The sequence below is a fragment of the Microbulbifer sp. ABM4_008 genome (assembly GCF_056311705.1).
In genome coordinates, this window is sequence record NZ_CM149970.1 from 1,948,636 (window position 1) to 1,965,373 (window position 16,738).

Sequence of the window (16,738 nt, forward strand, 5' to 3'; positions counted from 1 at the left end):
ATGAGCTCATATAACGGTCCGCCACTTGTTGTCACTCATATCGTTTAAAATCCCAAGGCTATAGATAGTATCCAACGTCAAGCTGAGCTGCCCCTTTAGGGGGGGGGCAATGCTTCAGGCAATAAATAATAGCCTTATAGAATTTTCATCATTTTTGCATAAATATAAGAACCTAAACCAAAATAGAGCTAAAGATATCCCGAAAAGATATTGATGCTAGAACATTAAAAAAATGACAAAAGCTTCTTTAAATGTGAAAGAGGTGAGTAGGGTTTCTGAGCTAGCGAGCGCAATTAATAAGGATGAGTTTACTGAAGCTGGAGCTCTAGAAGAGTTCAAGAGGTTTTCGATACACTTTTCTTTAGATATAACAAAGAAGGGAATAGCCCTTCTTTCATTGAGGTCACAGCTTTCGGAGTCAGCAAGTGCTTCGACTAGTAATTCGAAAATATTGAAGGAAGTTGATAGAGAGCAGGAGCCAGTATTATCATTATTTGAATTCAAAGGAGGCATTTTAGAGCATGGTGCCAGGTCTTTAATTGACGAAGCCGGTGTAGATCATAAGAATGTATACTGATCTATACAAGCACGGGGCTTCCGTATGTAACTATGAAAGGTGAATTTATATTACCCTGGAAGATAAAAATTTTAGCAAGCAAGAATAATGTCCCAATTATTGAAAATGTACCCTTAGCAAGGGCGCTATATTCTAAGATAGGCGTTGATCAAGGTATAACCGATGAATTTGTTGAACCTGTAGCTGATGTCATTCGTTGGCTGAGGGCTCATGAAAAACAAGTTTAACTATTTAGAGATCTTATAAAGAGTACTCACTGTGAATTTAGATTTTCAAAGACTGATCCAGGATTTATCAATTAACTTACAGCAACCATTAATGGAGCCGGTAGAAGATTCATGTCGTATTTCTTGGGATGATATTGATATGCATATCTATCACCATGAAGAGAACAGCCGAGAGTTTGTAGTTTTAACTCTAGATATATGCGGCATACCCCAAGGTCAGGAGTTGCATTTCTGTAACTTGATGCTTCAAGCAAACTACCTGTGGATAGGAACAGAGTATGCAACGCTATCAATCAATCCAGAGTCACAAAAGGTAGTACTTTGTGATAAAGAATATTTTGAAAATATTGAGGTGGAGTCATTAACAAAAAGGGTTAATGAACTGTATCAGGCAGCTATGTATTGGTATGAATTGATTACATCAAATAATAACTCAATAAGTTCAGGAGCATTAACAGGTAATCTCAGTGTTGATAATAAGCTCGGTATAAAAGTATAATTTTTGTGCACCTTGTTCATGAGGTGCGCAAAATATTGCTGATTGGATGTTAATCAAGCTGTATATTGCATGATCAATAAATATCTTCAGATCGCTATACAATTGTCCTTTGCATAAAAAAGTTAAAATTAAAAGAATTTTTATGTTTTCGCTGTTGAAGTTCGAATAAATGACTATGGCGGTGCTTCGGATCATTATGCCGCTGAATGACAAACTAACAAAATTATGCCTCGATTTTCTCATATCTGAGATCATAGATGGCCCTGATAAATCTTATTGTTTAAATTTTGATTCAAAATTTAGCGTTTTATTTTATGAGTTACGAAATGAATATTTGCTAGTTAGTGTTAATCTGGAACTATCCATAGAGGGGTGCTCCTAACGAATGCTATGCGAAAGGGCTATGCATGGCCTGGGTTTGCAAAATCTATAATAGCTGACGTTGCAAAATATTTCGGTTTTCAGACCATTATCAAAAATAGCGTCTCCTATGAAGAATTTTATGAATTTACAAATTATCATTGTTCATTGTGTGAAAGTGTTTTGCCAAAGATTAACTCTAACGAAATTAAGGAAAATCAGCTATATAAATATATTGCACCTTAGTGTTATTTTTTCTAATTAATTTTTGTGCTGTTTCGGTTAATTATGTATTGGCTGAAGATCTACGGAGTGAACCATTTGAATTTTATGCTGAAGAGCAACCATTAACTGATGTACTAGCAGTAATTGCAACGCATTCTAATTAACAAATAGGTAAACCACCGCCTCAGGCGGTGAGACTAGACAAGGCTCCGCCGTTCCGGCGTGCAGAGTAAAATATGGCCTCCATGAACCGGCAAGTTCTTTAAGGAGGCCATATGCGAGATTGGCAGTGCCATGCTCACGTGAAACATTATTGCAGGTACCATGTGGCATTTGTGCCCAAGTATAGAAAGAATGCGTTATTTGGAGCATTGAGACATGAGATTGGAGCAATATTCCGAGACTTATGTCGTCAAAAAGGTATTGAGTTGGTCGAGGGGTACGCAATGAGGAATCACATTCATATGTTGTTAATGATTCCTCCAAGGTTAAGTGTTTCCAATACGGTTGGTTTTCTGAAAGGGAAATCTGCGATCCAGATATTTCGGAAGTACAGGCATGTGCAGAGAAATTTCACAGGAAGACACTTTTGGGCTCAGGGTTACTGAGTGAGCACAGTAGGTCTTGATGAGCAGATGATTCGAGAGTACATCAAGCATCAAGAGGTTGAAGAACGCCGGCAAGTGCAGATGCAACTGGCGGGGTTGTAAATAGCCCCCTCTGGGGGCTTTCACCATACCACCCGCTATGCGGGTGGTTGCTGATTTGAGGGCCGATCTTAAAAGCAAAGTTCTTACTAAATTCTTAGAATGCGATTTTCTTTGAAAGATACCAGACCTATAACCGAACTGCCTACGCAAGCGCCACTACCCCCCCCAATCCAAGAAATAAGATGGGGGATTTTACTGGGCGTCAGGCTTCTATCAGTATATATAAACCGCACCGGATCCCTCAGCTTGGTTATTATCCGGATCACCATTAATACCAGTAGAGCTACTGCTTTCATTGGGAGCCCCAATAGCCAGGGTATCGCCATCTGCACTGAGGTTGACGGAAAAGCCAAAAGCATCATTTGCATCAGTATTGCCTGCTTTCAAATATGTTTTCTGCAACCAGGTCCCATCAACTAGAGCAAACATATAAGCTGCGCCAGCATTTTCGGCATTGTTATTGTTTTGGTCTCCCCCTACACCCTTAGCGATACTGCCCTCTCTGGGTGCTCCAACTACCAGAGTTCGACCGTCGGCAGTCAGGCTAACTGATTCACCAAAATTGTCAGAGGCATCTGAGTTGCTGGCCTTGAGATAGGCCTGCTGCGCCCACTGGCCATCTGCACGGGCAAAGACATAGGCAGCACCAGAGTCTTTGGCTGCATTATTGCTTAGATCGCCATCAGTGCCTATGGCATTGCTGTCTTCATTATTAGCACCAACGGCCAAGATGTTACCATTAGCACTTAGGTCAACTGACAAGCCAAACTCATCGTCATAATCAGAGTTGCTCGCTTTGATATACGCCTGTTGCGCCCAATTACCATCCGTACGGGAGAATACGTAGCAAGCGCCCGAGTAAAGGGCATCATCATTGCTTTGCTCGCCATTAATACCCACCGCTTTGCTATCCTCTCCGGTCGCGCCAACAGCCATAGTTGTACCATCCCCACTCAAGCTGACGGAAATTCCGAATTCATCCAGAAGACCGGTATTGCTAGCCTTAATATAAGCCTCCTGCACCCAGGTGTCATCTATATGGGAGAAAACATATACCGCTCCTGAATTCACAGTATTGCCGATTTCCTGACTCTCATTGTTATCCTCTATTTGCCAAGTTCCACTCTCGTCAGGGATGCCAAGTATAACAGTTGGATCTGTTTGATCGCCATTGATGCCAGTAGTGCTGCTATCTTCAAAAGGCGCACCTACAGCTAGAAGACGGCCGTCATCACTGAGGCTTAAAGAGCGTCCAAATAAGTCATAGGGGGATGTATTGCTAGCTTTGATATAAGCATTTTGTGTCCAGGCACCATCTAGACGTGTAAAAACATAGACCGCGCCGGATTGAGGGGCGTCAGTATTGGTTTGATCGCCATTGATACCCGTTGTGCCACTGTTCTCATAGAATGCACCAACGGCTAAAGTGTTGCCATCCCCGCTCAGATCTAAAACACCGAAAAGACCCCCTCCATTATTATTACTGGCTTTGATATAGGCCTCCTGTACCCAGGCGTTATCTACCTGTGTAAACACATAGACCGCACCTCTTGGGCTAGTTCCATCTGGGTTGACTCCATCATCGTTCTCCTGGTCGCCATTGATACCGGTCGCATCGCTTTCCTCTAAGGTAGCGCCTACCGCAAGGGTGTGGCCATCTGCGCTGAGGGCGATTGACACTCCGAAAACGTTCCTAATACCTGTATTACTTGCCTTGAAGTAGCCAATGCTCTCCACCAAGGTGTCGTTTACGCTAAGGGAGGTAGAATCAGTGCAAAGATCTTGCTCTCCCACCTTGTTACAAGCTTGCAGTATATATAGCGCATTTGTTCGGGCGTGCAGTGGGACTTGTACCTCAAGGGTCCCATTACCCTGGGGAATATCCTCGACTAAACGTGTGAAACCGGAAATTCCATCAGGATTTTCCAGCAGGTGGTAATGAGTAGCCCCTTCCGCATCGCTCCAATTAAAACGGAAAACCTTGATTGCCTCGAAGCTCAGGGTAAAACCCTGAACTGCTTCGGGGGCAGCAGGTGGGTCTTCCGCAGGTGGGTCTTCCGCAGGTGGGTCTTCCGCAGGTGGGTCTTCCGCAGGTGGGTCTTCCGCAGGTGGGTCTTCCGCAGGTGGGTCTTCCGCAGGCGACCCCGCTATAGTGGTATCTTCACCGCCAGTAGCGCCATTATTACCCCCTCCGCCACTACAGCCTGCAAGGGAGAATAGAAGCATAGCTATAGCCATGGATTTAAAAAACGGGATAGTCACTTTCATTAACTCTTATAGGTTTCACAAGGTTCAAGTATTATTAGATTTCACCCATATCTCATCTTTAGTTTTTGGTCATTATTTTGTTGATTTCTAAAGATTTCGGGAATAGATGGCCCTAATGAGTCATCGAGAATATCTATTGCCGCGTAAAGGTAAAAAAGGCCCAGGAATGAGCTACAAGTGAGGAGTGAAACACTCAGGCATCGAAAGTCTACAGAAGCTTCAGAGAGGTGGATATAGTATGCTGGGGGCAGGATAAATAATCAGCAGGTTAATACAATAAAGCACAATACATCGTCAGAGCAAAATCAAGCTATTAATTCAGGGGTGGCGAGATTATCTTATTCGCATAGAACAGTACAAATTTACTCCAAATGTTCCAAGCATCTAGTTGACTAAAAACTCAGACGAAGCTTCCCGGTCGACGCAATTTTGTCTCCAGTGGGAACTTTGAAAAAACGTATTTATCACAAGCGGTGGACTAATTACTCCCAGTGAGCGAAGCAAGAATGTAACCACTGTTAGTTTAAGCCTGAATTACTAGAAAACAGGGAAAAAGTAAGTAATTCTAGCTCGTACATGTGGCGTCCTCTATGCAATCGAAGTCATGCGTCGCTTTGCTGGGTTGGCACTGACAAAGCCTATCCCGGATAAAACAATCGTCTTTAAGTTTTGCTATTTGCTTGAGACACAATAATTTGCTCGTCAACTCTTCACGGCTATTCACAAGCAGATCATAGAAAATGGCGTATTACTGAAAAAAGGATGCATCGTAGATGCAACAACTGTCAGTGAACTATCAGTGCGCGCAGTTCTACCAAAAATAAGAAAAGCTCATAATCCAGAGATCTACAAGGTCAAGAAGGGTGGGCAATGGTATTTGATATGAAACTTATTATTGGTGTTGATGATGAGACCGTAATCGTACACGCCGTTGGCACTACATCGGTGTGGAAATGTGGGAAGATCGAAATATGGTCTGTAACATAACGTTGAAGCCGAGCAAGCTAAAAATCTCTTCCGGAGAAAATTTGATTTCGTATAATGGAAAGAAGTACAGGTTGGGACCAAGCTGGAGCAACCCTTTCGCTATATTAAGACCAGTTTAGCTACAATAAGGCACGATATCATAGGTTAGTAGAAGCACTGAATGCTTGTGCTGACAGGCAGGATTTTCGAGCTTATTACCTAGGCAGCAGCAAAGAATACAGACGACTCTTGAAAAAATGATTTACAAGTTTTCTATTTTTCTTGATGCTCTGCAAATCTGCATTTGCACGACTCAGTAGTGTCTCACCTTTTTTCAGCGGCTTCTTTGAGGTCCCTATATTTCTCATATGATTCCAGACCAACTCATCTGGATTTAGGTCTGGTGCATATGGCGGTAAGAACACCACTTCAAGCTTGCCATCCTGTGAATCGATATACTCCAATACCTTTTTCGATTTGTGTACTGGGTGCCCATCAACAATGAGAATCACTGGTCTTTTCGGACTTCTCTGGAAATTTTTGAAGCATTCTACGCACTTTTCTGCCGTGAACTTTTCACTATAAATATGACACCAGAAGCCAACTCTGTTCGATAAAGCTGAGATCGCATTGATTGACTGTCTTTGACCACTCGTTTTTACCACTGGAGTTTTTCTTTTTTCTCCCCATGTCCTTTGGAGTGGATCGTCTGATCTGATATTAGCCTCGTCCAGCCAAAATATTTCTGCCCCAGTTTTTTTCGCATAAGATTTAATCTTTGGGTAGACTTCCTTTACCCATTTATTCACCGTCTTCTCATCTCTATCGTAAGCTCTTCGTAGAGGCTTTTGTGGCGTCAGGCCCAGTGTGCCGACACCAGAAATGCTAAGTTCAACCTTGAATCTCTCAAAAATCAAATCCGATACGATCTGACGTGTCCACAATCCGAAGTCAAAGCCATATTGCCTTGGATCGCTACCAATAATCCATCGCTTGACTTCCTTTTCTTCAATAGCTGATAGCTTTCTACCGCGTCCAGGTCTAATTTTTGGAGATAGCGCTTTAATACCTTTCTCCCGAGCAGTCCTTAACCATGGGAAAATAGTTCTGCTCCCCAGCCCTAAGCTACGACTAACCTCCGCCGCAGATTCTCCATCAAATACTCGCTGAACAGCAATTTTACGTATGAGGTGCTGCTTCTCAGTACTAAGTTTTCTGGCATCGTATTTCATGCAGTTTATATTGCCAGAGTGTACTGATTATTTCTGCCTGGCTAGTAAGTGCTCCCCCAAAAGAGTGAGCAGCTTGTTGCCTTCGGGTAAGCCTAAAATTGGCCTGTATTTGTGCTTGAAGTGCCTGTCGTATTTTTGGTGAAATGTAATCACAATCCGTAGAGATATTGTGAGATTATTTAAAGGCTCCCTCGGTTATCTGGGGCTCTTGGAGGCCGGTCCCCTCAACTTAACTTTAATTACTTTATGTCTAAAAGTGCCTAAAATCTAAAAATATTTATCCAATACCCAGTGGGACCCACTTTGTAAATGGCAACACCATTAAAGAGCCACTCCCCGAGCACCTGGAGGTCGCCATTTTTGGTATGGGGTGCTTCTGGCGCAGAGCATGGGTTCTGGGATACGGATGTTGTCTTTGCCACTGCCGTAGGCTACACCGATGGCGCCACTGAAAACCCGAACTACGATGAGGTCTGCACCGGTCGTACCGGGCATGCGGAGGTGGTAAAAGTAATCTTTGATCCGAAAAAGGTGGGCTATGCAGAGCTCCTGCGTATCTTCTGGGATCACCACGACCCAACCCAGGGGATGCGACAGGGTAACGATATCGGCTCCCAGTACCGTTCCTGTGTTTTCTGGCTGAATGAAGGCCAGAAACAGGAGGCGGAAGCAAGTAGGGCGGCTGTGCAGGAGGCGCTGGATGCTAAAGATCGCGGTCAATCACCACTGAGATCAGCATGGCCCAATCGTTCTACTATGCCGATGAATACCACCAGTGGTATATGGCTAAGAAAGAAGACGCTGTTTGCCCAATTCTTCGCAACCCAATGCACGACTAAACGTTGTTAGATTGCAGAAGCAGGCGGCGCGGTGAGTGCTGCCTGTTGTTGTGACGCTTAGCACAGTTAATTCCCCTCCACTTTTCTGTCTTTTTCCTGCCTTCTCTGAATTTGCTTCCCTGTATTTGATTGTCGTTAAAATATGACCAAAATCTAAAAACTTGCGCCCAAATCATAAAGTCGGCGGTGGGATTGGCGCGTAAAGTTCCAACTCCTGCGTCGGAGAAAAGAACCCTTGAGCCTCACTTTTATCTTGAGCAGAAATGGTTACGGTTAATAAGGGGGCCGTTACAGATTTCACTCTATCCGCGTAGTTATTCAGAGGCTCCTTAAGTACAGAGTCACAATAATTTTTTCGTAGGACCTTTTATGTACAGCGTTTACTCTATGGCGCGCCAGTTGGGTGGAGTATGTACTTGGGATTTTTCCCAATCATTTCCTGTGTTGAATATCCGACAGATTTCTGGCGGTGGAATCTGTTTGTCGCTGGTTTCACACTGGATTAAGTATCATGCTTATGACGACTCTTTAGTAAATCACTTGGGTGGTGTTTGGGGTCAGCGAAGATTTATCCCTTTCAATATGGGAAAATACCAACGAATAGCGGCACAACAGCAAGCCTGGCAGCAAAGTGCCAACTGGGAAGCTTCTCATAGGGCCTGGTTACTTTTAAATCGGTTGAGAGTGCTTTCTTCAGCTACCGGAAGATCAAACAGGGATTCCTTGCGACAGCGGCTTAAACAGATTAATGGAGCCTATGCGTTAATTGAAATGCGCTCTAGTCGAGACGAGAATCCGGGCGCTCATGCAGTAGCTGCTTGGGTTGGTGCCCAGTCATTTGGCGGGCAAAAGCAGGATGCTTGTTTCTTTGATCCGAACTTTGGGGAGTTTTGGTTTGAGGATAAAGAGGATTTTTACTTCTTCTTTCACTTGGTCAGTAATATGCATTATCGGGCGGAACATAAATTCGATTCATGGCAGATCGATAGGATATGGAAAAGCTAGCTCTATTCATAAATTGGTTCTGCTTAGTGTTGCAGGAAGTATTTCATCTCGTATAGAGTTTTGCGGTTTGCTTAAGATGGTTGGAGTTCTAGCCATCTTACTTTCCCCATACAAAACAACCCAATCTGCATGTATTTTCCTTTCCCTAAAGAAAGTCCAAAACCTAAAAACATTTGCCCAATATCTAAAGCGCTACTTGATAGTGCCGACATAATATAGATCTAAAGAGAGAGCTATTCTTTTGGCTTTTAGGGATGAATTACCCTTTAAGTTGGAGGTTGAGAGGGTGGAAAATTGGCCGGTAAGGGGTAAGTGTGGTTTAAAGCCATGGAGGCGCAGTTCTTTTCATATAAACAAATTCATTATTTCAGGTTTGGCATATTTAACTTTTACTGTTTTAACAGTGCGCTGGATATAGTGGGCGTTAAGTCTGGGAAAGGGAGTGTTAGAGAAGTAAATTTTGCTGATATTGGAATTACTTAGATCCTGTGCGGGTATTGGGTTGTGAGTCGTTGCTTGTCATAATTGGTTATAAAGAGATATTAAAAGTACAAAATTGGTGATGTTGATCAATTTGGCAATGTTCATTTGAGTCAATGGGTAAAGGATTGATTGATCTATTTTATTGTTGTTGGGTTGGCGTAAATATAAGAGTATGTCAATCTGCGCACCCCATTTTCTAAGAGAGTTATCAGTCCTTGTAGGTAAAAGCCTCTGGCTAGGTGTGGATCAGTATTTATTGTAGGTTTTTGTTCGAATTAAAATAGATAATTTTTGGATTTTAATTGTCTGTTGGGAGGTTGCTTGTATGCGTGTTAGTACAATTGCCGAGCGTCATCGAGGGCAAAAAATTTGGGGTTTTTCTCAGAGTTCGCTAAGAGTTTGGGTGCACTATGCAGGATTTAGCACGTTTGGCATTTGTGGAGCCTTAACTGCACATTGGATACATTGTAGGGCTTCTGAAGGGGTATCTCTATCAAGCAAATTGGGCTTGTATGAAAAGTGGAAAGTTGGAGCAGGTCCATTTACATTCACTCGACTTCGCTCTCTAAATATTCGTGAATTAAGAAGTGTTGCCAAGTCTCAGTGGGGGTGGGCACATGATAAAGATAATTCTTATATGAATAATGTAGGGGCGTGGCTGAGAGAGCGTGGAGTATATCCAGTACCTGGGCTTGGAGAAGATTCGAGTATTCAAATAGTTAATCCTGGAGCTCAGCCTTTATCAATGACCGATTTTTTAATAGCATCATTAGATCAATTAAACGATCATTACGTAATAATTACTGTGTCAGGTAAAGTCTTTGGGCACTTTTCGGCGGCCCATGCTGTTTCTCTCTATATTGGACCCGCTGGGATGGCTCAACAGTGCACTTTTTTTGACCCTAACCATGGAGAGTACTGTTTTAATAACAAGCAGGATTTTTTTAATTTCTTCCGTGAATATTATCGGCGGAAGATTCTGTCGAATGGATTTGGTTCCCTAGGTCTTTCAGATCGTTGGCGTACCCATGTTTACACCTTATAAAGTGCAGAGCGGCGGGGTGTTATGAGGAGGCTTCCTCTAACATGTTATGCGGTAAAGAGGTGCTGGTGGATATCGGTTTAACTAATTTTATAATCTTTATGTGTAAAAATCGTTGCGAATTCTCTGGTGCCCGACTGAATAAGCATCAAATAGCCCAATTACCGCCCATGCAGGAGTGTTCTGATTTGGAGGTGGGGGATTCGCTGGGCATATAAGCAATAGTAAAAACTGTAACTGGCTTATTAGCTTTATTTTATATCTACAGTTCGCATGAGCCTTCTCGCACTGCTGTATTTAAGTTCCATGACTCCTATTTTATCTTCACTGATGCGAACACCAATCACTCCAACTCCCTGGATAGAGTAGTGAGTCGTGGCGACCAGCTAAATATTGTGCATAGAAATTAACGCAGGCAGTAACCCCAGAGCCGCAGTAGTTGAGAAGTGGTTTACCATCTGCCAAGTTGCCAAACTGTGATTTAAGTTCGGCAATAGATTTCACTTTGCCATTGTTTTTGTCAGTAATGTTTTGCCAGGGCTGGTTGATGGCGGTGGGTATATGTCCGGCAATCGGGTCGATAGGCTCTTCAATTCCTTCAAAGCGCTGACTGTCCCGGGCGTCTACTAACTGCCAGGGTGCTTTACCCAGGTTTTGTTTGATGGTCTCGTAATGAACCAAAAGATTTTCTTTTGGTTGTGCACTGAAGTTTCCTTGCTTGGATAGAGTGGGCTCGCTTGTGTCCAAATCCTCCCCTGCATCGAGCCAGGCTTTTAGACCGCCATTCAGAATGCTGATTTTCTTGTGGCCAAAGAAGAAAAACAGGAACCAGGCACGGGCGGCGAAACCCAGGCGGTTGTCGTCGTAGACGATTACTTGTGTGTCACTATCGACTCCCAGATTGCGAGCGTAGTCCTGGAACTGTGCAGCGCTCGGCATTGGGTGGCGGCCGCCGTAGCGTTGCACAGGGGCAGAGAGGTCACGGTGCAGGCAGGCGTAATGGGCATCGGGAATATGGCCAGCCCGATAGTCCCGCTCACCACTATCGTGATCCGCCAGGCTATAGCGGCAGTCCAATATTACGGGTTCGCCGGTCTTTTTGAGCTCTACCAAATCCGCAACTTCAATCAGGGCGGGGTTGTTGTTGCTCTCCATCGGCCTCTCCTCAATCCTTGATACCGCTTTTGTCGTGTAACTTCAGCTGTTGTTTTTGGTTATTGGCCGCTTTCCGGGGCAGGGACCTCTGCTGCTTGGGGTTCAACGGCCTGTTGTTCGGCTTCTTGCTGGGACTCAGACTCTTCTTCGGTGGAAATCTGGTCTGCCAGCTCCGCTTTGCGGCAAGTCATGGTGGTTTCGGTTTGATCTTCGGCAGGGTTGTCGAGAAAGCGCGCAACTGCCCGCTCCGCGCAGTTGCTTGCGGAAATAATATCGTGAGCCAGGTTGGGAAATAGCAGCCATTGGTGATTCGGTAGCTCTTTGCGTGCGATATCGACATCATCTGCAGCCAGTACCGGATCCAGGCCGCCGTGTAACACTATCACTGGAACTGGGGTGGAGATGGCTTCTGACTCAGTGAGTGGAGCAGAGGGGATTGCCCAGATGCGACACTGTAGCTGCAACAAATTTAAATCTGATCGTACGGCCCCGCCGAGAATGCCGGTGTCTGCAGCGTTGGCCCTGGCCTGATCAAAATCGACAAAGGGAGCCTCTTCATAGCAGAAGTGGCTAACGCCGGCTGCATCCCCAAAGTAGGGGTCCAGTACGATCTCCATAAAGTGTGCGATGGCATCCTGGGCCGGCTGTAGCCCTTCATCGCCCTCATTTTCCAGGCCCTCGATCATCTTGGGCAGTTCACTGTAGAAGTTTTCGTTATACAGCGCCTGGAATAAAACTCTCAGCAAGCGCTGTCCAGTAAGCACAAAGGGATAGCTTTGTTTTGAGTAGCGGTGCTTGATCGGAATGGTGCGCGGCTCTTCATCTAAGGTCTGGATCAGGTTTTCCAGCCTGCGGCGCAAATTGGGATAGCGACTGTTACATTTCTCGTCTTCGATGCAATGCTTCAGGCCGCGCTCGTAGGCTGCCAGGGAGTCCTGTGGGAGCTGCTGCGTGTAGACAATATTGGGGAAGACCGCACTGTTAAGCACCAGAGTGCGCACTGACTCTGGGAAGTCGCGGGCCACTGTCAGGGCGTAGCGGGAGGAGTAGGACACCCCATAGAGGTCGAATTTATCGAGCTTGAGGGTTTTTCTCAGCTCTTCTACATCCCTGGCGATCACAGAACTGTTGTACTGGGCCAAGTCGGCACCTTTGCTCAGGCGGCTGTAACAGCGCTCCATACTGAAGGAAAAAACACGGGCCTCTTCTTCCGGAGATAGGTTGCGCCGGAAGGCGGTATCGGCATCTTCGATAAACTCGCTGCAAGTGAGGCGCGGCTGGGCCATACCGGTGCCCCTGGGGTCTATAACAAACAGATCCCGGCCGTCTTCTACTGTCATGGCGGCATAGTTAAGCCACAACCAATCGCTGGCGTTCTCGGGCTCTAACCCCATGCTGGCTCCGGGGCCTCCGGCGCCTAGGTGGAGTAGGGGGATTTTCTTGGGATCGGGGTTTGTGGCGCGGAAGCGCACTACCGGGAAGCGGATTTTGCGCTTTTCTGGGTGGGCATAATTTTCCGGCACCTCCATCATGAAACACTGGGTGAAAGGCCAGGTTTCATCGGTTTTGAACCAGCAGGGCTTTGCTACCAGGCGAGCGTATTGTTTTTGCGGGGATTGACCGGTTTGGGCAGAGTCTGTCGAGCGCTCACAGGCTCCAATCACCATGGAAAAGAGAATGATGAGGAGTATGCGCAATCGGGCTTTTTGCACTTAGATTATTCCTGTGACTGCTATTAAGTAGTGGTTTATGGTTCCAGGCCTGTGAGCGGGTCAGTGCTTGCCGAAGCGTGCCACTGGCGCGGAGATATTCCAGCGCAATGCCGCGAGGCGAATCGCTAAGGTCACAAATACAGCAATAGCCACCACCAGCTCATGGGGTAGCCACCCTACATTGTCCAATGCAACGAGTATGGCTGTCCCAGTAAGGGCAGCGGTGGCATAGATCTCTCGCCGGAGTAAAAGTGGAATGTCACCGGACAGCACATCCCGAATCACCCCGCCAAAAGTACCGGTCATTACGCCGAGCACGATTGCGATGGTCGCGGAATAGCCCAGTTCAAGTACTTTCTGGGTTCCGAGCACCACAAAAACGGCGAGTCCAATGGCATCTGCCACCATTAGCAGGCGCATAGGGACCTTTAGATAGCGTATCAGGTAAAAGCTTACTACACCGGTAATTGAGGCGATCCACAGGTAATAGGTGTGCTCAAGCCAGAATACAGGGACGTTGAGAATAATGTCCCGGGCGGTGCCGCCGCCAATAGAGGTGACGCAGGCGAGTACCACGGCACCAAATAAATCCATCTGTTTGTGGCCGGCGGCGAGTACGCCGCTGAAGGCAAAGACCGCGATACCGATCAATTCAAACCAGTGCAGCAGCTCATCCATATCATCGTTACATCCAGAGATTGGCGGGCAGGGGAGAATAGCACTTCTGTCTACGCAAAGGGAATTGAGCAGCGATCTACTGGTGAGAAGTGTGAGGCGCCGCAATAGATCGGTACCAGGGAGCTATTGAAACAATGACAAAGGGCCCATTAGGCGCAGAAGAGTAATGGAGGCTGCTACCCTTTGGTTACGTCCATTGTTCACTGGCTGTAGAGATGCCGTATAGAAGCATACTGTTGGCTTTGCTGGCAGTCTCAATTTTTGGACTGAATTACCCGATAACCAAGGTGGCGCTGGCCGACTTCCCGCCAATGTTATTGGCTTCGGTTCGCTTCACCCTCGTCGCTGTTCCTCTGGTTTTCTTTTGTCCATTCCCCAAGACCTCGATCCTCAATGTTGTTGCGCTCGGCTTCTTCTTAGAGTTTCTCTCTCTGGGGTTGATGTACTACGCCATGAAGGCCGATATTCAAGCGGGTGTAGCGTCACTGCTTATGCAGTCGCAGGTGCCATTCACCCTATTGTTATTCGCAATGCTGTTTGGCGATAAGATAAATATGCAGCAGTGCTTGGGTTTGGTAATAGCGGCTGTAGGGTTCTCTGTATTCTTCTACTATGCCGATAAAGGTGGGTCGACAACGATAGTGGGATTTATCCTTATCATGGGGGCGGGGCTGTCTTGGGCGATAGCGAATATCGTATTCCGCAGGATGCCAGGAGTTAACTTACTTCATTTAATGGTGTGGGCTTCATTGGTGCCGCCAGTACCTCTTTTAGTCTTGTCGATATTTTATGAGAGCCATACCCCCTGGGTTTTCTTTTTTCAAGCGCATACGGCCAGTTGGTTTTCAATTATTTACCAAGTGTGCATGGTGACATTGGTTGGTTATATTTTATGGGGTGATTTAATTCGTCGCTATTCCTCTGCCTGTGTTTCACCATTCGGGTTGCTGGTTCCTATTGTGGGAATAATCGGTTCATCAATTATCCTTGGTGAATATCTTACATTTATCGAGTGGGTAGCGACTTTTGTCGTGTTGCTGGGTATTGCTCTTTGTGTAGTGAAATTAAACGATCGAAATCCGGGGCAGGAGATTGTTGATGTGGAGGGAAGTTAGGGGAGGGGTAATAATTTTATTCGGCTTGCTGGGCTCTCTGTTTGGGCTTTCCATGGTTCCCAAAACTTCCTTTTTATACCTTTATTGAGAGTTTAATAATTGCTGAGGGCTGTCTTTACTTATTTCGCGGTTCGATGATGCGTAAATGGTCACAGTGAGTTTTGGTCTTCTCTCAAATTATTATTACTTTAAATCCAAACGTTTTTTTCGGTGCAGTACTTTGCTTGGTGTGGGTAATAATTTAATACTGCTACACAGTCTATGCGCCGCCTTTTTGCGTGACTATTCCGAACTTTAGTTTAATGATTTTGTGCTACCAACCTGGGGCCGAAGTAGAAGTAAGGAGATAAGAAGTGACGGGATAAGGGCGATGCCCACGGAAAATACCGTGAGCATCCAACTAGACGTGTTTTACACGAATGCTTGCAGGCCGGTCTGGGCGCGGCCGAGGATCAAGGCGTGTACGTCGTGGGTACCTTCGTAGGTATTTACAGCTTCCAGGTTCATCACGTGGCGAATTACGTGGAATTCGTCGGAGATGCCGTTGCCGCCGTGCATATCGCGAGCAATACGCGCGATATCCAGTGCTTTACCACAGTTGTTGCGCTTCACCAGGGAGATCATGGTGGGGTCGAACTGCTTGTTCTCATCCATGATACGACCAACGCGCAGGGAAGCTTGCAGGCCCAGGGTAATTTCGGTCTGCATGTCAGCCAGTTTCTTCTGGAACAGCTGGGTTTGAGCCAGAGGGCGGTTGAACTGAGTGCGGTCCAGGCCGTACTGGCGAGCGGCGTGCCAGCAGAACTCGCCGGCACCCATGGCGCCCCAAGAGATACCGTAACGGGCGCGGTTCAGGCAGCCGAAGGGGCCGCGCAATCCGCCAATTTCCGGGAACTTGTTTTCTTCCGGAACGAACACATTGTCCATCACGATCTCGCCGGTAATGGAGGCGCGCAGTGAGAACTTGCCTTCGATCTTCGGTGCGGAGAGGCCTTCCATACCCTTGTCCAGCACGAAGCCGCGAATAATATCGTCGTCATCTTTCGCCCAAACAACGAAAACGTCGGCGATTGGGCTGTTGGTGATCCACATCTTGGAGCCGCTGATGCGGTAGCCGCCATCGACTTTCTTGGCGCGGGTTTTCATGCCGCCGGGATCGGAACCCGCATCGGGCTCGGTCAGGCCGAAACAGCCAACCCATTCTCCGGATGCCAGCTTGGGCAGGTACTTCTGCTTCTGCTCTTCGCTACCGTAAGCGTAAATCGGGTGCATAACCAGGCTGGACTGAACGCTCATAGCGGAGCGGTAGCCGGAGTCAACGCGTTCAACTTCGCGCGCCACCAGGCCGTAGGAAACGTAGTTGAGACCGGCACAGCCGTAGCCTTCGATGGTGGAACCGAGCAGGCCCAATTCACCCATCTCGTTCATGATTTCACGATCAAAGATTTCGTGGCGGTTACCCTCGAGAACTCTGGGCATCAGTTTGCTTTGGCAGTACTCACGTGCCGTGTCGCGCACCATGCGCTCTTCGTCGGTCAGCTGTTGGTCCAGCAGCAAAATATCGTCCCAATGGGCGAGTGGCTGATGTTTACTCATGGTTTGTCTCTTCTACTTCCGTTATTAATTCCACCGGAGCGTCCAAGAG

The 16,738-nt window shown here is 46.3% G+C and carries 13 protein-coding genes and 1 pseudogene; 8 read left to right on the forward strand and 6 right to left on the reverse strand.

Annotation, left to right across the window (positions count from 1 at the left end; translation table 11 throughout):
• Positions 1-232: 232 nt before the first annotated feature.
• The 4 genes and pseudogenes from ACYX4J_RS08530 (at position 233) to tnpA (ending at position 2,598) form a co-directional block, all read left to right on the forward strand.
• Positions 233-577, forward strand: coding sequence for a hypothetical protein (locus ACYX4J_RS08530; protein ID WP_444908023.1), 345 nt, complete (start codon positions 233-235; stop codon positions 575-577).
• On the forward strand, positions 577-804 hold the full coding sequence (locus ACYX4J_RS08535; protein ID WP_476178654.1) for an EscU/YscU/HrcU family type III secretion system export apparatus switch protein: 228 nt from the start codon (positions 577-579) through the stop codon (positions 802-804). The genes ACYX4J_RS08530 and ACYX4J_RS08535 overlap by 1 nt, the downstream gene beginning before the upstream one ends.
• A 31-nt stretch (positions 805-835) precedes the next feature.
• Complete coding sequence (locus ACYX4J_RS08540) at positions 836-1,303, forward strand: type III secretion system chaperone (RefSeq protein ID WP_444908025.1); 468 nt, start codon at positions 836-838, stop codon at positions 1,301-1,303.
• Positions 1,304-2,163: 860 nt separating this feature from the next.
• A pseudogene (gene tnpA, locus ACYX4J_RS08545) lies at positions 2,164-2,598 on the forward strand (IS200/IS605 family transposase).
• A gap of 213 nt (positions 2,599-2,811) precedes the next feature.
• Here tnpA and ACYX4J_RS08550 read toward each other — a convergent pair.
• Together ACYX4J_RS08550 and ACYX4J_RS08555 are read right to left on the reverse strand one after the other, a co-directional pair.
• A complete protein-coding gene (locus ACYX4J_RS08550; protein ID WP_476178365.1) occupies positions 2,812-4,860 on the reverse strand; it encodes an FG-GAP repeat protein in 2,049 nt (682 codons plus the stop codon).
• A 1,187-nt stretch (positions 4,861-6,047) separates the two neighbouring features.
• Positions 6,048-7,064, reverse strand: coding sequence for an IS630 family transposase (locus ACYX4J_RS08555; RefSeq protein WP_444897030.1), 1,017 nt, complete (start codon positions 7,062-7,064; stop codon positions 6,048-6,050).
• Positions 7,065-7,373: 309 nt separating this feature from the next.
• On the opposite strand from ACYX4J_RS08555, the gene msrA reads away from it, so the two are divergent.
• The 3 genes from msrA to ACYX4J_RS08570 all read left to right on the forward strand — a co-directional run bounded on the left by msrA (position 7,374) and on the right by ACYX4J_RS08570 (position 10,436).
• Positions 7,374-7,913 carry a peptide-methionine (S)-S-oxide reductase MsrA gene (msrA, locus tag ACYX4J_RS08560; protein WP_475709980.1) on the forward strand — a complete coding sequence of 180 codons (540 nt, stop codon included), beginning with the start codon at positions 7,374-7,376 and terminating at the stop codon, positions 7,911-7,913.
• 359 nt (positions 7,914-8,272) lie between these two features.
• On the forward strand, positions 8,273-8,908 hold the full coding sequence (locus ACYX4J_RS08565) for a YopT-type cysteine protease domain-containing protein (RefSeq protein ID WP_444908029.1): 636 nt from the start codon (positions 8,273-8,275) through the stop codon (positions 8,906-8,908).
• 808 nt (positions 8,909-9,716) lie between these two features.
• Positions 9,717-10,436, forward strand: coding sequence for a YopT-type cysteine protease domain-containing protein (locus ACYX4J_RS08570; protein WP_444897033.1), 720 nt, complete (start codon positions 9,717-9,719; stop codon positions 10,434-10,436).
• A 321-nt stretch (positions 10,437-10,757) separates the two neighbouring features.
• On the opposite strand, the gene ACYX4J_RS08575 is transcribed toward ACYX4J_RS08570, so the two are convergent.
• The 3 genes from ACYX4J_RS08575 to ACYX4J_RS08585 are packed head-to-tail and all read right to left on the reverse strand — an operon-like array spanning position 10,758 to position 13,978.
• On the reverse strand, positions 10,758-11,588 hold the full coding sequence (locus ACYX4J_RS08575; protein ID WP_476178366.1) for a sulfurtransferase: 831 nt from the start codon (positions 11,586-11,588) through the stop codon (positions 10,758-10,760).
• A gap of 59 nt (positions 11,589-11,647) precedes the next feature.
• Complete coding sequence (locus ACYX4J_RS08580; RefSeq protein WP_413662329.1) at positions 11,648-13,300, reverse strand: alpha/beta hydrolase; 1,653 nt, start codon at positions 13,298-13,300, stop codon at positions 11,648-11,650.
• 60 nt (positions 13,301-13,360) lie between these two features.
• Positions 13,361-13,978 carry a trimeric intracellular cation channel family protein gene (locus ACYX4J_RS08585; RefSeq protein ID WP_413662328.1) on the reverse strand — a complete coding sequence of 206 codons (618 nt, stop codon included), beginning with the start codon at positions 13,976-13,978 and terminating at the stop codon, positions 13,361-13,363.
• Positions 13,979-14,193: 215 nt separating this feature from the next.
• Between ACYX4J_RS08585 and ACYX4J_RS08590 the strand changes: the two genes are divergently transcribed.
• Entirely contained in the window at positions 14,194-15,093 is a 900-nt protein-coding gene (locus ACYX4J_RS08590) for an EamA family transporter (RefSeq protein WP_445356265.1), read from the forward strand.
• A gap of 411 nt (positions 15,094-15,504) precedes the next feature.
• On the opposite strand, the gene ACYX4J_RS08595 is transcribed toward ACYX4J_RS08590, so the two are convergent.
• Positions 15,505-16,689, reverse strand: a complete 1,185-nt coding sequence (locus ACYX4J_RS08595; protein WP_282932536.1) for an acyl-CoA dehydrogenase — start codon at positions 16,687-16,689, stop codon at positions 15,505-15,507.
• Positions 16,690-16,738 lie beyond the last annotated feature (49 nt).

Excerpts from the sequence above, each read along its gene's own strand:
- ACYX4J_RS08530 (WP_444908023.1), top strand. The coding sequence starts at position 233 with ATGACAAAAGCTTCTTTAAATGTGAAAGAGGTGAGTAGGGTTTCTGAG.
- ACYX4J_RS08555 (WP_444897030.1), bottom strand. The coding sequence starts at position 7,064 with ATGAAATACGATGCCAGAAAACTTAGTACTGAGAAGCAGCACCTCATA.
- msrA (WP_475709980.1), top strand. The coding sequence starts at position 7,374 with ATGGCAACACCATTAAAGAGCCACTCCCCGAGCACCTGGAGGTCGCCA.
- ACYX4J_RS08565 (WP_444908029.1), top strand. The coding sequence starts at position 8,273 with ATGTACAGCGTTTACTCTATGGCGCGCCAGTTGGGTGGAGTATGTACT.
- ACYX4J_RS08570 (WP_444897033.1), top strand. The coding sequence starts at position 9,717 with ATGCGTGTTAGTACAATTGCCGAGCGTCATCGAGGGCAAAAAATTTGG.
- ACYX4J_RS08575 (WP_476178366.1), bottom strand. The coding sequence starts at position 11,588 with ATGGAGAGCAACAACAACCCCGCCCTGATTGAAGTTGCGGATTTGGTA.
- ACYX4J_RS08585 (WP_413662328.1), bottom strand. The coding sequence starts at position 13,978 with ATGGATGAGCTGCTGCACTGGTTTGAATTGATCGGTATCGCGGTCTTT.
- ACYX4J_RS08590 (WP_445356265.1), top strand. The coding sequence starts at position 14,194 with ATGCCGTATAGAAGCATACTGTTGGCTTTGCTGGCAGTCTCAATTTTT.
- ACYX4J_RS08595 (WP_282932536.1), bottom strand. The coding sequence starts at position 16,689 with ATGAGTAAACATCAGCCACTCGCCCATTGGGACGATATTTTGCTGCTG.